This is a genomic window from Curtobacterium salicis (assembly GCF_011759505.1).
In the GTDB taxonomy this organism is placed as follows: domain Bacteria; phylum Actinomycetota; class Actinomycetes; order Actinomycetales; family Microbacteriaceae; genus Curtobacterium; species Curtobacterium salicis.
Map to the genome: position 1 here is coordinate 369,139 of NZ_JAAOYO010000003.1, position 18,069 is coordinate 387,207.

At 72.7% G+C, this 18,069-nt stretch carries 16 protein-coding genes; 5 read left to right on the forward strand and 11 right to left on the reverse strand.

The window, feature by feature from the left end:
• Positions 1-249 precede the first annotated feature (249 nt).
• From E9228_RS10275 to E9228_RS10315, 9 genes are all read right to left on the reverse strand, one after another.
• Entirely contained in the window at positions 250-1,104 is an 855-nt protein-coding gene (locus tag E9228_RS10275; RefSeq protein WP_166780467.1) for a phosphatase PAP2 family protein, read from the reverse strand.
• Positions 1,105-1,150: 46 nt separating this feature from the next.
• On the reverse strand, positions 1,151-2,836 hold the full coding sequence (locus E9228_RS10280) for a bifunctional 3'-5' exonuclease/DNA polymerase (RefSeq protein WP_166780468.1): 1,686 nt from the start codon (positions 2,834-2,836) through the stop codon (positions 1,151-1,153).
• Positions 2,837-2,930: 94 nt separating this feature from the next.
• The gene (locus tag E9228_RS10285; protein ID WP_166780183.1) at positions 2,931-3,125 is read right to left on the reverse strand and encodes a multidrug transporter; all 195 of its coding nucleotides are present in this window, start codon (positions 3,123-3,125) and stop codon (positions 2,931-2,933) included.
• A complete protein-coding gene (locus E9228_RS17585) occupies positions 3,122-3,916 on the reverse strand; it encodes a hypothetical protein (RefSeq protein WP_166780469.1) in 795 nt (264 codons plus the stop codon). The genes E9228_RS10285 and E9228_RS17585 overlap by 4 nt, the downstream gene beginning before the upstream one ends.
• Positions 3,913-4,827, reverse strand: a complete 915-nt coding sequence (locus tag E9228_RS10295; RefSeq protein ID WP_252727978.1) for a carbohydrate ABC transporter permease — start codon at positions 4,825-4,827, stop codon at positions 3,913-3,915. Before E9228_RS10295 ends, E9228_RS17585 begins: the two co-directional genes overlap by 4 nt.
• Positions 4,824-5,783, reverse strand: a complete 960-nt coding sequence (locus E9228_RS10300) for a carbohydrate ABC transporter permease (RefSeq protein ID WP_166780470.1) — start codon at positions 5,781-5,783, stop codon at positions 4,824-4,826. Before E9228_RS10300 ends, E9228_RS10295 begins: the two co-directional genes overlap by 4 nt.
• Before the next feature lie 121 nt (positions 5,784-5,904).
• Positions 5,905-7,221 (reverse strand): ABC transporter substrate-binding protein, encoded by a 1,317-nt coding sequence (locus E9228_RS10305; protein ID WP_166780471.1) that lies wholly within the window; start codon positions 7,219-7,221, stop codon positions 5,905-5,907.
• Positions 7,218-8,459, reverse strand: a complete 1,242-nt coding sequence (locus E9228_RS10310) for a Gfo/Idh/MocA family protein (RefSeq protein WP_166780472.1) — start codon at positions 8,457-8,459, stop codon at positions 7,218-7,220. The genes E9228_RS10305 and E9228_RS10310 overlap by 4 nt, the downstream gene beginning before the upstream one ends.
• Before the next feature lie 155 nt (positions 8,460-8,614).
• Entirely contained in the window at positions 8,615-9,403 is a 789-nt protein-coding gene (locus tag E9228_RS10315) for a DeoR/GlpR family DNA-binding transcription regulator (RefSeq protein ID WP_166780473.1), read from the reverse strand.
• 132 nt (positions 9,404-9,535) lie between these two features.
• Between E9228_RS10315 and E9228_RS10320 the strand changes: the two genes are divergently transcribed.
• From E9228_RS10320 to E9228_RS10340, 5 genes are read left to right on the forward strand one after another with little or no spacing between them, the layout of a single operon-like run.
• Complete coding sequence (locus E9228_RS10320) at positions 9,536-10,414, forward strand: SIS domain-containing protein (RefSeq protein ID WP_166780474.1); 879 nt, start codon at positions 9,536-9,538, stop codon at positions 10,412-10,414.
• Positions 10,414-11,340: an ROK family protein gene (locus E9228_RS10325; RefSeq protein ID WP_166780475.1), complete on the forward strand. Its 927-nt coding sequence runs from the start codon at positions 10,414-10,416 to the stop codon at positions 11,338-11,340. The genes E9228_RS10320 and E9228_RS10325 overlap by 1 nt, the downstream gene beginning before the upstream one ends.
• Positions 11,337-12,296, forward strand: a complete 960-nt coding sequence (locus E9228_RS10330; RefSeq protein WP_166780476.1) for an amidohydrolase family protein — start codon at positions 11,337-11,339, stop codon at positions 12,294-12,296. Before E9228_RS10325 ends, E9228_RS10330 begins: the two co-directional genes overlap by 4 nt.
• The gene (locus E9228_RS10335; protein ID WP_166780477.1) at positions 12,293-13,219 is read left to right on the forward strand and encodes a 1-phosphofructokinase family hexose kinase; all 927 of its coding nucleotides are present in this window, start codon (positions 12,293-12,295) and stop codon (positions 13,217-13,219) included. Before E9228_RS10330 ends, E9228_RS10335 begins: the two co-directional genes overlap by 4 nt.
• On the forward strand, positions 13,216-14,055 hold the full coding sequence (locus tag E9228_RS10340) for a class II fructose-bisphosphate aldolase (protein ID WP_166780478.1): 840 nt from the start codon (positions 13,216-13,218) through the stop codon (positions 14,053-14,055). Before E9228_RS10335 ends, E9228_RS10340 begins: the two co-directional genes overlap by 4 nt.
• Positions 14,056-14,109: 54 nt before the next feature.
• Here the strand turns inward: E9228_RS10340 and E9228_RS10345 are convergent, their stop codons facing one another.
• Both E9228_RS10345 and E9228_RS10350 read right to left on the reverse strand, forming a co-directional pair.
• Entirely contained in the window at positions 14,110-16,452 is a 2,343-nt protein-coding gene (locus E9228_RS10345) for a hypothetical protein (protein WP_166780479.1), read from the reverse strand.
• Positions 16,453-16,640: 188 nt separating this feature from the next.
• On the reverse strand, positions 16,641-18,026 hold the full coding sequence (locus tag E9228_RS10350) for an L-serine ammonia-lyase (protein ID WP_166780480.1): 1,386 nt from the start codon (positions 18,024-18,026) through the stop codon (positions 16,641-16,643).
• Positions 18,027-18,069: the final 43 nt, after the last annotated feature.

The window sequence follows — 18,069 nt, forward strand, 5'->3', positions numbered from 1 at the left end:
CGCAGCCCCGTCACGACGGGGTCGGCTCCGCGCCCCGGTGCAGCGCCGTCACCGGGGCGTGCGACGGACCGGTCGGGTGGTCACACGGACCACGTCGGTGGCGCGGAACATCCGCACACCCTGCCGCTCGACTTCGTCGAGGATGCCGATCTCCACGGTTCAAGTTCCGAGCGAGTTACTTGAACGAGAGGCACCGCGATTCAAGTCGATCGCTGGGAACTTGAAATCACAGTCATGTGATTCAAGTTCTCACGACGGGGTCGGCTCCGCGCCCCGGTGCAGCGCCGTCAGGTACAGCCGGTGCGCGGTGATGACGAGCGCCAACCACGCCAGCCCGAGCGCCCACGCCGCCAGGACGTCGGTCGTCCAGTGGTGTCCGAGGAACACCCGCGAGACCCCGACCGACAGCACGAACAGCGTGCCGACGACGATCGTCCACACCCGGGTCACGACACGGCTCTGCCGGAGGAGCAGCAGGTACACGATGGTGCCGACGACGACCGTCGCGTTGAGCGTGTGCCCGGACGGGAACGACGGCGAGTGCTCGTAGGGCGGGACGGCGTCGGACAGCGGCGGACGTGCCCGGCCGATCAGGTCCTTGCCCGCGATGGTCATGGCGAGGGATCCGGCACTCGCGGCGACGAGGAGCACCAGCGGCGTCCACGCCCGGCGTTGGATCGTCAAGCCGACCAGGAACAGCACGGCGACGATCGGCATGCCGATGGTGCCCGCGATGTCGGTCCACCACGTGACGCCCTGGTCGAGCGCGGGCGACCGGTGCAGGAGCATCCAGTCGAGGACCGGCCGGTCGAGGACGGCGACGTCGTCGGACTCGCGCACGGCGTCGTAGACCTCGGAGGCCACCCAGGTCGCGATCGCCGCGATGCCGATCCCGACGAGCAGGGTGACGAGGAGCAGCGGCAGCGCGCCGAAGCGACGGCCGAGGCCGGCCCACGAGTCGGCGATGCTCCGGCCGGCACGGGTCCGCCAGCGGGTGAGGTCGACGTCGCCGACGGTCCGGTCGGCGCGCTCGCGCTCGACTCCGCCGATCGCGGGTGGGCGGCCGACCGTGGGTGGGCGGCCGTCGGCGTGGTGCTGTTCCATCCGACCACCCTGCCCGTCTGCGGCTGTGCGGGGACGGGCGGGGTGGCTACTTCGCCTGGTCGTACGACCGGACCACCGCGACCGTCAGCGGGAAGGTGACCGGGAACCCACCGAACATGATCCGGCCGGCGTCGACCGCGGCGGCCCGGACCTGCTCGGCCACCCACTCGGCGTCGGCGGCCGGCGCGTGCACCACGAGTTCGTCGTGCACGAAGAAGACCATGTGCGGCCCCGAGGTGACGGGCCCGTCCGTCCGGGCCGCCAGCCGGGTGCGCAGGCCGCCCATCCAGGACAGCGCCCACTCGGCCGCCGTGCCCTGCACCACGAAGTTCCGGGTGAACCGCCCCCAGCTCCGGGCCCGGGACTCGACGGCCCGCTGCATCGCCGGAGCGCCGTCCACCGAGTACGCCCGGTTCCGGGCCTCGAACCAGGACTGCTCCGGCACCGGCGACGTCCGCCCCAGCCGGGTCGTCACCGGTTCCCCGCGCTCCCCCGCCCGGGCGGCCTGCTCCACCAGGTCGAGCGCCCGCGGGAAGGCCCGGGCGAGCCGCGGGACGAACCGTCCGCCCTCGCCCTGGGTCGCGCCGTACATCGCGCCGAGCATCGCCATCTTCGCCTGCTGCCGGGTCTGCACCGCACCGGAGGCCACGACGCCGTCGTAGAGGTCCTGCCCGTCCCCGGCCGCGGCCATGTCGGTGTCACCCGACATCGCGGCGAGCACCCGCGGCTCGAGCTGCGCGGCGTCCGCGACGACGAGCTCCCACCCGGGGTCGGCGACGACGGCGCCGCGGACCTGCTTCGGCAGCTGCAGGGCCCCGCCGCCGTTGGCCGCCCAGCGTCCGGTGACGACCCCGCCGACCACGTACTCCGGGTGGAACCGGCCGTCCTGCACCCATTCGTCGAGCCAGGTCCACCCGTTGGCGGTGAGCAGCCGGTACAGGCGCTTGTACTCCAGCAGGGGTTCGATCGCCGGGTGTTCCAGTCGTTCGAGTTCCCACTTCCGGGTGCTGTCGACGACGAGTCCGGCCCGCCGCAGGGAGCGCAGGACGTCGGCGGGCGAGTCCGGGTTGAGATCGGGGTCGTCGAGCCGTCGGCGGAGGACGCCCGCGAGTTCCTCGAGCTTCCGCGGTCGGACGCCGTACGGCACCCGCGGGCCGAGGGCGTCGGCGAGCAGCCGCTCGTGCACGTCGGTCCGCCACGGCAACCCGGCGTGCTTGATCTCGGCGGCGACGAGCGCACCCGCGGACTCCGCCGCGAGCAGCAGACGCAGGGCCCCGGGCTCCGTCGCCCCCGCGACCGCGTCGAGCTGCGCACGCAGCTCCGCGACCGGGTCGAGGTCGTCGTCGGCCGGAGCGATCGCGAACAGGTCGTCGTCGAAGAGCGAGGCCTGCGTGGCGGGGGCGGGTCGGGCCTCCGGGGCGGCGGCCGCGTCCCACGCGCTGACGGGTGCCGCGGCGAGTGCGGACGCGCGGGTGGCGAGCGCGCTGCGGAGCAGGCGGTGGCCGAGGCGCAGGTCGACGCAGCGGGCCACGCGTCCGCCCGCCGCCAGCACGGCCGGGTACCAGCGCGCGGTGTCCGACCAGACCCAGCGGACGCCGGGGGCCTCGTGCGCGGCGACGAAGGCCGGGAGGCGCGACTCGTCCAGGCGCGTCGGCTGACCGTCCGGCGCTCCCGCGTCGGTCAGCGGCGTCGCGGTGAGACCGCCGTCGACACGGGAGAGGACGAGGTGCACGCCGACGATTCTGCCGTGCGCCGCCGTCACCGGCGGACGCGGGGCCCGCTCAGTGGACGCGCGCGCGTCGGACGGCGTCGGTGCAGGAGCGTGCTCAGTCGCCGGGACGGACGGCTGCGCTGTCGGCGACGTCGATGCGGACGTCGCCGGACTCGGTCTGCTCGACCTCGACGCGCGGCGCCTCGTCGTGCTCGTCGGAGCCGGACATCCGGCGGAACGTGTCGTGTCGACGCTCCTCGAAGGTCATGTCGACGCCGTCGTCCAGGTGGTCTCGGTCGGGTGCGCTCATGTCGGTGACGGTACGCCGACCGGAGCGGTGCCGGTGCGCTCCGACCAGTGCCCGCCGGCGGCCCACCGATCCTGGACGGCGTGCTGCAGTCGGCCGACGGGGACGGCCTGCCGCGCGGCAGCCAGGTCGGTGCCGAAGACGAACTTCGCCATCGACTCGTCACCCTCGTGGACCTCGTCGGGGTCGTCCGGCTCCGCCAGCAGCGTGAACCGTGCCGCGAACCGCGCCGTGTTCGACGACGGCCCGAGGACGGCCGCGACCTCCGGGTCGAGCAGCCACGACGAGCACACGAAGGTGTCCACCGTCGTGTCCGGGTCGAGCCGTCGGAGCACCGCGGGCGCGTCCGCGAACGAGCGGTCGCACGCGTCCGGGTCCAGCGGCCCGGCCTCCGGCACGTGCACGCCCCACGCAAGCGTCCCGTCCGGCAGGTGGGCGGCCCGCTCGAACTGGAGGCGCCCCACGGCCACCACGCGTCCGGTCGCCACCTGCACCAGCCAGTCCAGCCCGGTGCCGTCGAGCCCGTAGCGGTCGACCTTCAGGTCCACGTCGGCGACGCTCGCCGCGGCGGCCTCTGGGCTGCACCCATGGCTGCGGAGCCACTGCTCGGTCACGGGCAGCACCGCGCGGAGGGCGGCCAGCACCGCTGCCTCCCGGCCCGCCGGGCCGTGGTGCTGCACGGCGGCCTCGAGCGCCGGGGCCAGCCCCGCGGGCTCGTCGCGCGACCCGACGGCGGCGGTGAGGAGCGCGACGGGGTCGACCCGGGCCTCCCGTCCGACGGCTGCCGGGCTCACTTGAGCCCGGAGGACGCGAGCCCGTCGATCACCCGGCGCTGGAGCACGATGAACATGATGAGCACCGGCGCCATCGCCATCAGGCTCGCCGCCATGAGCAGCGGGTAGTCGATCGTCCGGTCGCTCGACAGGGTCGCGAGACCGGCGGCGAGCGGCATGTCCTCGGCCCGGGTCGAGACGACGAGCGGCCACAGGAGCTCGTTCCAGGACCAGAGGACCGTCGTGATCGCGAGCACGCTGATCGACGGCCGGGCGAGCGGCAGCATGATCCGCCAGAACGTCTGGAAGGGGTTCGCGCCGTCCATGCGCGCGGCCTCCTCGAGTTCGGCGGGCATGTTGAGGAACGCGGTGCGCATGAGGAACGTGCCGAAGGCGCTGAACAGCCCGGGCGCGACGATGCCGGCCAGGGTGTCGAGCCAGCCGAGACCCTGGACGATCTGGTACTGCGAGATGAGGTACACCTGCGACGGCACCAGCAGGATCGACAGGACGATCCCGAGGATGACGGCACGTCCGCGGAAGCGCATGCGGGCGAAGGCGTAGCCGGCCAGGGTGCACAGCACGATCTGCGCCGCCGTGCGGATCAGGGTGACCCAGATCGACGTCCCGAGCTGGCTGAGGAACGGCAGTCGGTCGAACACGCGGACGAAGTTGCCCCACTGCAGCTCGCCCGGCCAGAAGGTCGGCGTGGGCGAGGTCACCTGCGCGTTCGTGGACAGCGCCATGATGATCTGCCACAGGAACGGGAAGGCCATCACGAAGCCACCGACGCCGAGCACCACGTGGATCCACCAGTGGCTGCCGCCGCGGCGACCCGGACGGGGTTCGGCGCGGACCCGCGACCGGGTGCGGCTGACGGCCTTCGTCGCCGCGGTCAGCTTGCTGCCGTGCGCCTCGATGATTCCGGTCATGACTGGACCCACTTCCGCTGGACCCGGAACTGCACGATGGTGATGATGCCGATGAGCACGAAGATCACCATCGCGATCGCAGCCGCGAAGCCCTTGTCGTTGTCGATGAAGCCGGCGTTGTAGAAGTAGAAGACGAGGGACATCGTCTTCGGGATCACCGGGTTGGTGGAGCCGAGGATGGCGTAGAGCAGGTCGAACAGCTGGAAGCTCGAGATCGTCGTGATGATGAGCACGAAGAAGATGCTCGGTGTCAGCAGCGGCACCGTCAGCGAGTGGAACTGACGCCACCGGCTCGCCCCGTCGAGCTCGGCCGCCTCGTACAGCTCCGGCGGGATGTCCTTGAGGCCGGCGCCGAGGATGATCATCGAGAAGCCGAGCGACGACCACAGGCCGACGAGCGAGACCGCGACGAGCGCGAAGCCCGGGGTCGAGATCCAGTACGGGCCGTCGATGCCGAACAGGCCGAGGAACCAGTTCACGATGCCGAAGTCACCGTTGAACATGATGCGCCAGACCAGCGCGATCGCCGCGGGCATCGCCACGTACGGCAGGAAGAACAGCACGCGGTAGAACTGGGCGAAGCGCAGGCCCGGGGTGTTCAGCAGGCTGGCGAGCCAGACCGCGATCGGGATGCCGAGCAGGACGATCACCGTGTAGACGACCGTGTTGAACAGCGACTGGTACAGCTGCGGGTCGGTCAGCAGCCGACCGTAGTTGGCGAGGCCGGTGAAGCTCGAGCCGCCGAAGACCCCCCAGCTCGTGAACGAGTAGTAGAAGGTCTGCAGGATCGGCCAGATGAAGAACGTCCCGACGCCGATGAGCAGCGGCAGCACGAAGAGCCACGGCCAGAAGCCGTCGGTCCGTGGTGCCGGCTTCGGCCGCGCGGGCGCGGCGGAGCGCGTCTCGGGTGGCGGGGACGCCTGTGTGGCGTCCGGTCGCTGGGTGTTGATGGTCATCAGGTCGCTCCTCGGCCAGGGCGGTCGGATCGGGGGGTCCGGGTGGTGCTGCGTGCGGCGGGTGGTGCGGACGTGCGGGGGCCGGCCGGTCGGGCGCGGGGCCTGACCGGCCGGCTCGTCGTCACTCCTTGGCGAGTGCTGCGTCCATCTTCTGGGCGAGTTCCTTCGTCACCTGGTCGACCGGCTCGGAGCCGTCGAAGGCGCTGGGCAGCAGGTTCGTCTCGAGGGTGTTCCACGCGGCGGTGTTCTTCGACACCGGCAGGGGCTTGGCGTAGTCGACCGCGTCGAGGAAGACCTGCAGGTCGGCGTCCGGCATGGTCTTCGTGAAGGCGTCCTGCGTCCCGGTGTAGGCGGGGATGATGGCGCCCATGTCGCCCTGCTGCTGCTGGGCGGGCTTGCTCGCCAGGTAGACCTGGAGCGCCTGCGCGGCGGCCTTGTCCTTCGAACCCTCGGCGACGACGTTCGAGACGCCGTGGATGACGGTCGCCTGCTCCTTGCCCTTCGGCAGCGGGTAGACGACGACGTCCTTCTCCATGTCGGAACCGACGAGCGCGGACCGGAACCAGCTGCCGCCCTGGTACATCGCGACCTTGCCGGAGGTGAACCACTGGTCCGCCGTGGTGTCGGTCAGCTGCTTGATCGAGGGCGAGGCGCCGGACTTGATGAGGTTGGTCCAGTAACCGATGCCCTCCTGCGCGGCCTTCGTGGCGTACTCCGACTTGTCGCCGTCGACGACCGAGCCGCCGGCCTGGAAGATCGTGTCGTAGTAGGTCGTCTGGCCGTCCATGCCCGCGGCGGCGCCGTACGCACCGTCCGACTTCAGCTTCTGGGACAGCTCGGCGCCGGTCTTCTGGAAGTCGCTCCAGGTCCAGTCCTTCGACGGCATGGCCACGCCGGCCTTCTCGAACAGGGCCTTGTTCATCCAGACGCCGATGGTGTCGAAGTCCTTCGGGACGCCGTACTGGGTGCCGTCGTACGTGTAGAGCTTGTTGAGCGCGTCCGAGTAGTTCGCCGGGTCGATCGCACCGGACTTCACCTCACCGGTGATCGGGGCGAGCTTGCCGTTGCCGGCGTACAGCTGGAAGTTCGGGCCGTTCATCCAGAACAGGTCGGGGAGCGTGTTGCTCGAGCCCTGGGTCTGCAGCTTGGTGAAGTAGCTGGCGTACGGCGTGACGTCGACGTTCACCTTGATGTCGGGGTACTCCTCGTTGAACCCCTTGATGTTGGCCTTGATCGCCTTCACCTGGTTCTGGTCCCACACGGCGTACGTCAGGTTCGCCTTCGTGTCCTTCGCGACCTCGCCCGAACCGGAGTCCGAGGACCCCGCGGACGAGGGGCTGCTGCATCCGGCGAGGAGCGCGACGGCGCTGACGGCGGCTGCGAGACCGAGCAGTGCGCGGCGGCGGCCGCGGCCCGGACGGGCGGTTGGAGCGGTCATCGGGTGGTCCTTTCGGGAACGTCGTCGCGGTCGGGAGTGGTCGCGAAGTGGCGGAGGGTGGCCTCGGGGAGGGGCGGCACGTCGATGGGGACGGAGCCGTTGCGGAGTGAGCGGGTGGCGAGCGCCCCGGCGGCGACGGCGGCGCGGGCCGCGACCGGGGACAGGGTGGTCGGCTCGCCGAACGCGATGGACCGCAGGAACTCGGTCATCGTGAGCAGGTCGGCGTCTTCGTGGCCGTCCTCGACACCGTCGATCGGGTACTCGACGTCCCCGGCCACGTCCCAGTTGCGGCGGTGGTTCCACACCTTGACCACGCCGCCGCCGGTGTCCCCGATGTTCTCGAGACGCCCGTGGGTGCCGATGACGGTGTAGTTCCGCCAGTAGTCGGGTGTGAAGTGGCACTGCTCGTAGCTGGCCTGGACGCCGTTCTCGAGGGTCATCATGACCATCGACACGTCCTCGACGTCGACGACGGGGTTCAGGCCGGTCTGCTCGGCGGGCGGCCAGTTGTCGAACGAGAACCAGTCGGTCATGAGCTCGTCGCTGCGGTCCCGGCGGTCGGTGACGTCCCCGTAGACCGAGAGCGACCCCATGCCGACGACACGGCTGGTGTAGGCGCCGGCCAGAGCGTGGACGACGTCGAGGTCGTGGCTGGCCTTCTGCAGCAGGAGCGAGTTCACGCGGCTGCGGTCGGCGTGCCAGTCCTTGAAGTAGTAGTCGCCGCCGTTGCCGACGAAGTGGCGGACCCAGACGGCCTTGACCTCGCCGATCTCGCCGCGGGCGATCACGTCACGCATCAGGCGCACGACGGCGGAGTGGCGGAAGTTGTGGCCGACGTAGAGCGGGGTGCCGGTCTCGGCAGCGGTGTTGAGGACGGCGTCGGCGTCCTCGACCGTGATCGCGAGGGGCTTCTCGAGGTAGACGGCGATGCCGGCGCGGAGCAGGTCGATCGCGATCTCGGCGTGGGTCCAGTCCGGCGTGGTGACGATCGCGGCGTCGACCAGGTTCGCGGCGCCGTCCGTGCCGATCAGGGCGTGGTGGCCGTCGACCACGGTGGCGTCCGGCCAGGCCTCGGCGGCGCGATCGCGTCCTGAGGCGGTGACGTCGGCGGCGGCCACGATCCGGGCGTCGACCCCGTCGGCATCGAGTCCGGCGGCGGCCACGTGGTCCGCGATGTAGGACCGCTGGCCGATGCCGACCACGCCGACTCGGAGTGTGCGCGTGCTCGTGATGCTCATCTCGCTCCCTTGCGTGATTGTGACGTCCATGATGCCAAATCGATCATGAATGCACAATATGCGCTCATGGATCGCTCACGGAAGCGAGATGCGTGGGTTTTACACGCCGGTAACGTTCCCCGCCCTTGTCGGGAGGCGCGGGGCAGGACCGCGGGTCAGTCCGCGACGACGAGCTCCGTGCCGGCGGCGGCCAGGTCCGCGGCGAACGACGTCGGGACGTCCCGGTCCGTGACCAGGACGTCGATGCGGTCGAGTGGGCAGATCCGGGCGAAGGTCGAGCGCTCGATCTTCGTCGAGTCGGCGACCACGATGACCCGGCGTCCCACCGAGGCGAAGTGTCGGCTGACCTCGGCTTCCCCCTCGTGCATGGTCGTGGCGCCGTACTGCCCCGTCAGCCCGTCGACGCCGAGCACGACCACGTCCAGCGCGAACTCGTCGAGGGTGTCCCGGACCAGCGGCCCGATGAGCTCGTACGACTGCCGACGGGCGACGCCACCGGTCACGACGATCTTCACGTTGGCACGCACCGACAGCTCGTACCCGATGTTCAGTGCGTTGGTGACGATGGTGATGCCGTACTCGCCGTCGGAGCGGATGAAGCGCTCGCTCTTGCCGAGTTCCCGCGCCACCTCGGTCGTCGTCGTGCCGCCGTTGAGCCCCACCGTGTCGCCGGGGGCCACGAGGGCCGCCGTCGCCCGGGCGATTGCGGTCTTCGCCTCCGCCTGGCGGGCGATCTTGTACTGCAGTGGCAGCTCGTACCCGGCACCGAGTGCGGCGGCACCACCGTGCGTGCGGGTGACGAGGCGCTGGTCGGCGAGGGTGGCGAGGTCGCGACGGGCGGTCGCGGCGGAGATCCCGAGCACGTCGCCGATCTCGGTGATCGAGACGTTGCCACGGTCGCTCACCAGCTCGAGGAGGGCGTTGAGCCTCTGCTGCGGGGTCATGGCGTCATCCTACGGGCGCTCTTCCGCGCGGTGGATGATCGGAAATGACGTTTTGCACTTGCATCGAGCACGATCGATCGTCATGCTGGCCGATATCCGATCACCAAGGATCGGTCCGACCGGAAGGACACCATGTCCGACACCTTCGTGGGCGACGAGCTGGCATCGCAGCCGGCCTCCTGGCGCTCCGCCGCGGCCCTGCTGCCCTCGTTCATCGACGTCCTCCCCCAGCCGGGCGAGCGCGTCGCCGTCATCGGCTGCGGTACCAGCTGGTTCATCGCGATGAGCTACGCCGTCGCGCGTGAGTCCGCCGGCCTCGGGCAGACCGACGCCTTCGCCGGCTCCGAGTACCCCGCCGACCGACAGTACGACCGCGTCGTCACCATCTCGCGCTCCGGCACCACCACCGAGATCATCGACCTCCTCCGCGCCCTGCCCGGCCAGCGCACCGTCCTGATCACGGCCGTGCCGGACAGCCCCGCCGCCGCGGACGCCGACGACGTCGTCGCGCTGCCGTTCGCCGACGAGCGCTCCGTGGTGCAGACCCGCTTCGCGACCACCGCCCTCGCACTGCTCCGCGCCTCGCTCGGTGACGACGTCGAAGCCCTCGCCGTCCAGGCCGAGACCGCCCTGACGCTGCCGATCGACGACCTCCTCGACGCCGAGCAGGTGACCTTCGTCGGCCGTGGCGCCGCCGTGGGCCTGACGTTCGAAGCCGCCCTGAAGACGCGCGAGGCCGCACAGTTCTGGGCCGAGTCGTACCCGGCGATGGACTACCGCCACGGGCCGATCGCGATCGCGCAGCCCGGCCGTCTGGTCTGGTCGCTCGGTGCCGTGCCGGAGGGTCTCGCCGACGAGGTCGCCGCCACCGGTGCCCGCCTCGTGCACCACGACCTCGACCCGCTCGCCGGGCTCGTCGTCGTGCACCGGTTCGCCGTCGCCCTCGCCGAACGTCGTGGCCTGGACCCGGACCACCCGCGTTCGCTCACCCGCTCGGTCATCCTCACCTGATGACGGGCCGCGGGGCGGTGCTCGGGGTCGACGTCGGCGGCACGGGCATCAAGGCCCGGACCACCACACTCGACGGACAGGTGCTCGACGAGCAGCGAGTCCCGACCCCGCGTGACGACCCCGCCGCCGCATCGCTCGGCCGCGTCGTGGCCGACCTCGCCGTCCGTGCACGCGCGACCGTCGAGCAGCACGGCACGACCCTCGACGCCGTCGGCCTCGTCGTGCCCGGAGTGGTCGACGAGGACGCCGGCCGCTCGGTCATGTCGGTGAACCTGGGGTGGCGCGACGTCCCCGTGCGGGACACCGTGACCGCAGCACTGCGGGCCGTGGGGATCGACGTCCCCCTCGCGTTCGGGCACGACGTCCGAGCCGGGGCCCTCGCCGAGGTGCGGGCCGGTGGACTCGACCACGGTGCCGTGGCGTTCGTCCCGGTGGGCACCGGACTCGCGAGCGCCCTGGTCGTCGACGGCCGGGTGGTCAGCGGCGAGGGTTGGGCCGGCGAGATCGGCCAGGTCCGCATCCAGCAGGGCCCACACGCCGGACTCCGTCTCGAAGAGGTCGCCTCGGCCGGAGCCGTCGCCCGGCGGTCCAGCACCGAGTCGGCCCACGCGGCGATGCTCCGCGTCCGGCAGGGCGATCCCGTCGCGACCGCCGTCTGGGCCGACTGCGTCGACGCACTGGCCGACGCGATCGCGTGGATCGCGGCGGTCGCCGGCTGCCGCGCGGTCGTGGTCGGCGGCGGTCTGGCCGAGTCCGGCCCGATGCTCCTCGACCCCCTGCGCGACGCCGTGGCCGAGCGCCTCGTCGGGATCCGGACCCCGACCCTCCTGGCGGCACGGCACGGCGACGCCGCCGGGGCCATCGGTGCCGGGCTGCTCGCTCGGGACCTCCTCGACGCCCTCGCCCCGTCGGGCGGACCGTCGTGACGGACGTCCTCGTGCCGGGGTTCGTCGACCTGCACGCGCACGGTGCCCTCGGACACGACTTCGCGACGTGCACCGCTGACGACGCCCGCGCCGCCGTCGCCCACCACGCCGCCCGTGGGACCACGACGATGATCGCCTCGATCGCCACCGGGACGCCCGACGACACCGTGGCCGCGCTCCGGCGACTCGGACCGCTCGTCACCGAGGGCGTGCTCGCCGGCCTGCACCTCGAGGGGCCCTGGCTCTCGCCGGCCCGCCGCGGTGCGCACGCCGCCGAGCTCCTGCACGCCCCGACCCCGGCCGAGGTCGACCGCTCCCTGGACGCCGCCGCCGGCGCGCTCCGCATCGTGACGCTCGCCCCCGAGCTCCCCGGTGCCCTCGACGCCGTCGCACGCCTGACCGCGGCCGGGGTCGTCGTCGCCATCGGCCACACGGACGCCGACGCCGACACCGTCACGCGTGCGGTCGACGCCGGAGCCCGGCTCGTCACCCACGTCTTCAACGGCATGCCGCCGCTGCACCACCGCGCCCCCGGCCCCGTCGGGATCGCCCTCACCGATCCGCGCCTGTACGTCGAGGCGATCGTCGACGGCCACCACCTCGACGACGTCACCGTGGACCTGGTCCGCCGGAGCACCGGGGACCGGATGGTCCTGGTGTCCGACGCGATGGCCGCCACCGGATGCGCCGACGGCCCGTACCGCATCGCCGGGTCCGACGTCGTCGTGTCGGACGGGGTCGCGATGCTCGCCGACGGGTCGTCCCTGGCCGGCAGCACGAGCACGGTCCGCGACGGCTTCCTCCGCCTGCTGGCGACGGGGACGTCACTCGACGACGCCGTCGCCGCGAGTTCCGGGCGCGCGCGGGCCCTGCTCGGTCTCGCCCCGGACGCCGTCCGCGTCGTCGTCGACACGACCACCGGCCACGTCCGTCCCCACACCGAGGTGTCCGCATGATCGTCGTCGTCACCCCGAACCCGGCCGTCGACGTCACCTACCGCGTCGACGAGCAGCGCATCGGCACCACGCAGCGCGTCCGGTCCGTCGACCGGCTGCCGGGCGGGAAGGGCCTCAACGTCGCGCGGGTCCTGGCGAGCGAGGGCGTCGCGACGCACTCGGTCCTGCCCCTGGGCGGACCGTCCGGCACCTGGGTGGCCGACGCGGTCGCCGCCCTCGGGCTCACCGCCACCGCCGTGCCGGTCCCCGGCGAGACCCGGACCACCGTCACGGTCGTCGACGACCACGCACACCCGACGATGTTCGGCGAACCGGGTCCGACCGTGCCGCCCGTCGCCTGGCTCCCCGTGGACGAGGCCGTCCGGGCGCTGCTCCCGACCGCCGAGGCCCTCGTCGTCTCCGGCTCGCTGCCCGTCGGCAGCGCGGCCGAGGTCGTCACGCCGTGGATCGCCGACGCGGTCGCTGCGGGTGTGCTCGTCGTCGCCGACTGCTCGGGGCCCGCGCTCCTGGCCGCGGCCGACGCCGGCGCCACCGTCTGCAAGCCGAACCGCGAGGAGCTGGCCGAGGCCACCGGGTGCGCGGACGAGCGTGACGGGGCGCTCGCGCTGCTCGACCGCGGCGCCGGCATCGTCGTCGTCTCCCGTGGCGCGGACGGCATCGCGGCCCACACCCGCACCGAGGTCGTCGAGGTCGCGGCCGTCCCCGACGTCACCGGGAACCCGACCGGCGCGGGCGACGCGGCCACGGCCGGGCTCGTGCTGGCGCTGACCCGCGACACCGCTGACCCGGACCTCGCCACCGCGCTCCGCACGGCCGCCGCGTTCGGCGCCGCCGCCGTCCTGCGTCCCGTCGCGGGCGAGATCGACCGCGAGGCCGCCCACCGATTCCTGACCGACCCCGAACCGACCCGGAGCACCGCATGACCACCGACCTCGCCCTCACCGGGCTGCTCGACTCGGCCCGTACGACACGCCACGGCGTCGGCGCCTTCAACGTCGTCCTGCTCGAGCACGCCGAGGCGATCGTCGCCGGTGCCGAACTCGCCGGCCTGCCCGTCATCCTGCAGATCAGCGAGAACTGCGTCCGCTACCACGGCGGCCTCGCCCCGATCACGACCGCGACCCAGGCGATCGCCCGCGCGGCCGACGTCGAGGTCCTGGTGCACCTCGACCACATCGAGGACGTCGACCTGGTCGCCGAGGGCATCGCGCTCGGCGTGGACTCCGTGATGTACGACGGGTCACACCTGGACTACGACGCGAACGTCGCGGCCACCCGGGTCCTCGCCGACCGCTGCCACGCAGCGGGCATCGCGGTCGAGGCCGAACTCGGCGAGGTCGGCGGCAAGGACGGCGTGCACGCTCCCGGTGTCCGGACCGACCCGACGGACGCGGCCGCCTTCGTCCGGGCGACCGGTGTCGACGCCCTGGCGGTGGCCGTGGGGACCTCGCACGCGATGCAGACACGGGAGGCCGCCGTCGACCGCGACCTCGTCCGACGCCTGCACGACGCCGTGCCGGTCCCCCTCGTGCTGCACGGCTCGTCGGGGCTGTCGGACGAGGAGCTGCAGGGCGCCGTCCGGGCCGGCATGACGAAGGTCAACATCTCGACCCACCTCAACGGCCTGTTCACCCGGGCCCTCCGCGGCGTGCTCGACGAGCGTCCGGACGTGGTCGACCCGCGGAAGTACGTCGCAGCCGGGCGGGACGCGATCACGGCCGAGACGAGCCGCCTGCTGACCCTGCTCGCCACGGCCTGACCCGGCGAGCAGCGACGGGCACGGACACCGACCGGCGTCCGTGCCCGTCCGCGCTCAGCCCTTCGTCCCGCTCTTCCAGATCACCTTCGTGCCCTTGCGCAACACGAGGTCACCGTCCGTCTGCATCCGCAGGGTGACGCCCGACCCACCGAAGCGCGACGTCTTCGTCGACCACGCGACGCTGCCGAACTGGTCCCACAGCACCACGTTGCCGTTCGAGGCCATCTGCAGCGCCGATCCGCTACCGCCGCTGGTGACCTTCATCGCCGTACGGCTGCCGATCACCACGCGGAGCTGCCCGTCGGCCCGGACCACGAGCCGCCGCTTGCCCGCGGTGTCCCACAGGCTCTGCCCCTGCACCAGCGAGGCCCCCGGCACGAGCCGGTCCGCTCCCGGTGCTTTGTTGCGCCACAGGACCTTGCCGCTGCCGGCGGTGACCCGGACGTCGCCCGTGTCCGTGACGGTGAGCTTCGCGCTGCCGGACGAGGTCGCTGCCTTCGAGGTCCACTTGACCGCACCGGAGGCCGACCGCACGGTCAGCACACCGTTCGCGCCGAGCGACATCGTGTTCCCCGCGCCGGCGGTCCCCGTGGACCACAGCGCACGACCGTTGCCCCACTCGACCAGGTTGCCGTTCTGCTGCAGGTCGAGCCAGAACTGCCCGTTCGGGGAGTGGATCGACGTGCCGGCGGGGACGGCCACGGCCGAGGACGTCACCGAGGTCGCGGTGGCACCGGCACTGGCGGGTCCGGACGGTGCCGGGCAGGTCGGCGTGGACGGCAGGAGCGCCCCGAGCGCCGACCACCGCGGCGTCCCGAGACCGGTCGCCCGGTCGTACCCGGCCGCGGCCTTCCAGGTGCCGTTCGAGCCGGAGCTCACGTCGCGGAACGCTCCGGGGTTGGCGTACAGCGCCGCGTGCACGTCGCCGACGCCGGCCGCACAGCCGCGGGCCGACAGCGCGGCGACGAACTGGCCGGCCACCAGGGGCGACGCCACGCTGGTCCCGCCACCGAACACGAACCCGTGCTCCGTCCCGAGGTAGATGCCCGGGCCCGTCGTCGGGTCGGCGACCGCGGCGACGTCCGGGACGAGCCGCTTCGTGCCGCTGACGCCCACGCCGGTCTGCCAGTCGGGCTTGCCGTACGCCTTCGAGGTCCCGCCGCCGCCGGCGCCGTACTCGTTCGACCATCCGGTCTCGTTCCAGTGCGTGCCGGAGCCGTACAGCGCGGTGCCACCGACACCGACCACAGCCGGCGAGGACGCCGGGTGGCTCACGTCGCGGATCGCGCTCGACGGTCCGGTCTGGCACAGCGCGCCGGAGTCCCCGGAGGCTGCGAACACGGTCGCCCCGGCCGCCACGATGCGGTCGAGGGCGCCGTCGAGCGCGACGCGTGCGCCAGCCGACATCGACGACTCGCAGCTGCCCCACGAGATGCTGACGGCGGTGATCCCGGCGGACCGGACGTCGTCGGCCAACTGGTCGTAGGCGTGGTACATCCCCTGGAACGAGTTTGGTGCGATGTACACGCGGTGCCGAGCCGCCGGTGCCACGGCGAGCAGGGCCTCCTGGTCGAGCGCGACCTCGGTCTCCCCGCCGGCCCCGTCGGACCGGTGTACGTCGGCCCCGTCGACGGCGATCTGGTCGAGCGCCGGCACGGGTCGTCCGGCCGCCGCCGCGTACGCGGCCAGGTCGTTGCGGTCCCAGCCGGAGAACTGCACGGTGGCGATCGTCGCACCGGCCCCGGCGGTGGCGCTCGTCGAGGACGCGTAGGCGCTCGCCAGGTCCGCCGGGGCGTACCCGGCCGGGACGGCGGCGTGCGCGACGGCGGGACGAGTGTCCAGGCCGAGGACGCTCGTGGCGGCGCCGCCGAGCACGCCCGACAGGACCGGTTCGGCGACGGGGTGCATGCCGTCGCCGGTGCCGACGAGCGCGACGCCGAACGCCGACTCGGCCTGGGCGGCCGTGCCGCGGGCCTCGACCTGCCAGGTGTCGACGTCGGTGACCGTGAAACCGGCAGCGGCGAGCGTGGCGTGCACGGCGGCGCGGTCGTCCGTCTCCGGCGCGACCTCGGCGACGGCGTCCGCTCGCGCGTCCGCCGTGGCCCCGGCCGTCGTGCTCGGCAGGTCGCGGAGGGCGGCCTGGTCCGACGGTCGCAGGACGACGGTCAGGTCGACCGGCTCGTCGTCAGGGGTGGCGCCGGTGGTCGGGTCCGTCGGCGTCGGGATCGCGTGCTGCGGGACGACCCGGGGCGGGGCGGTCGTGGTCGCCGGAGCGGACGTGGTCGCCGGAGCGGACGTGGTCGCCGTGGCGGCCGTGGCCGGGACGGCGACACCGACGACGGCGAGCGCCGCCACGAGGGCTGACGCGGTCAGCAGGGACGGGGTGCGGGTGGGCATCGGTGGTCGCTCCGTGACTCGGGTACGTCGCCCGGTCCCTGGGCGCCGGCCCCCGCGCGGTCGGAGGGACGCGAGCACGCTAGCGCACCGCGGGTCCGGACGCCCGTCCCCCGTTCTGGCTGACGCGACCGTCGGACCGCATGGCGGATGTACGGGAGGCCCGGCGCACCCCCGGCGCGCCGGTCCCCTCAGCAGAGCGGGACGTTCACCGCCAGACCGCCCATCGCGGTCTCCTTGTACTTGTGCGACATGTCCGCGCCGGTCTGCCGCATGGTCTCGACGACCTGGTCGAGCGAGACGTGGTGCACGCCGTCCCCGCGGAGCGCCATCCGTGCGGCGTTCACGGCCTTGTTCGCCGCGATCGCGTTGCGCTCGATGCACGGGATCTGCACGAGCCCGCCGATCGGGTCGCAGGTCAGTCCGAGGTTGTGCTCCATGGCGATCTCGGCAGCGTTCTCGACCTGCTCCGGGGTCCCGCCGAGCAGCTCCGCGAGCCCGGCGGCGGCCATCGACGCGGCCGACCCGACCTCGCCCTGGCAGCCCACCTCGGCGCCCGAGATGGACGCCCGCTCCTTGTAGATGGACCCGACTGCGCCGGCGGTCAGCAGGAACCGGACGATCGCGTCGTCGCGGCGCTCCGGCGTGATCGTCGGCACGTAGGTGAGTGCGTGGAAGAGGACCGCGGGGATGATCCCGGCGGCACCGTTCGTCGGTGCGGTGACGACACGGCCGCCGGAGGCGTTCTCCTCGTTGACCGCCATCGCGGTGAGGTTCGTCCACTCCATCGCGAAGAGCGGGTGGTGGTCCGGATCGTCGCGGGTGAGCTGCTCGTACCAGTCGGCCGCACGACGGCGGACCTCGAGCCCGCCGGGCAGCGTGCCGGTGCGCTGGACGCTGCGGTCGACGCACTCCTCCATGACGGCGTGGATGCGCAGGAGTCGGTCGCGGACCTCGGCCTCGGGACGGGTCGCAGTCTCGTTCGCGAGCGCCACCCCGCTGACCGGGAGGCCCGTGGTCGCGCAGGCGGACAGCAGTTCGGCTCCGCTGGAGAACGGGTGGGGCACGGTGTCCTCGACCGGGATCGCGGTGCCGGCGACGTCCTCGCCCGGCTCCTCGTCGCCGTCGCGGGCGATGAACCCGCCGCCGATCGAGTAGTAGGTCTCGACCGCGGTCTGGGTGCCGGTGGCGTCGAACGCGCGCAGCCGCATCGCGTTCGGGTGCCGCGGCAGCATCGTCAGGGGGTGCAGCACGATGTCGTCCAGGCGGAACGGCACGGTGGCACCGCCCGCGAGGGTCAGCTGCCCGGTGGTCTCGAGGTCGTCGAGCGCCGCGGTCATCGCGTCGGGGTCGACGTCCTCTGGACGCTCCCCCATGAGCCCCACCGCGACGGCGCCGAGCGTGCCGTGGCCGCGCCCGGTCGATGCGAGCGAGCCGTAGAGGTCGACGCGGATGGTGTCGACCGGGCCGTCCGCCGTCCGCGCGGCGAAGTCGGCGGCGGCGCGCATCGGGCCCACGGTGTGGGAACTCGACGGGCCGACACCGATGCTGAACAGCTCGAAGACGGAGACCGGCACGACGACGAGCCTACGCCGTCCGGACGGCAGGCTCAGGTGGGGA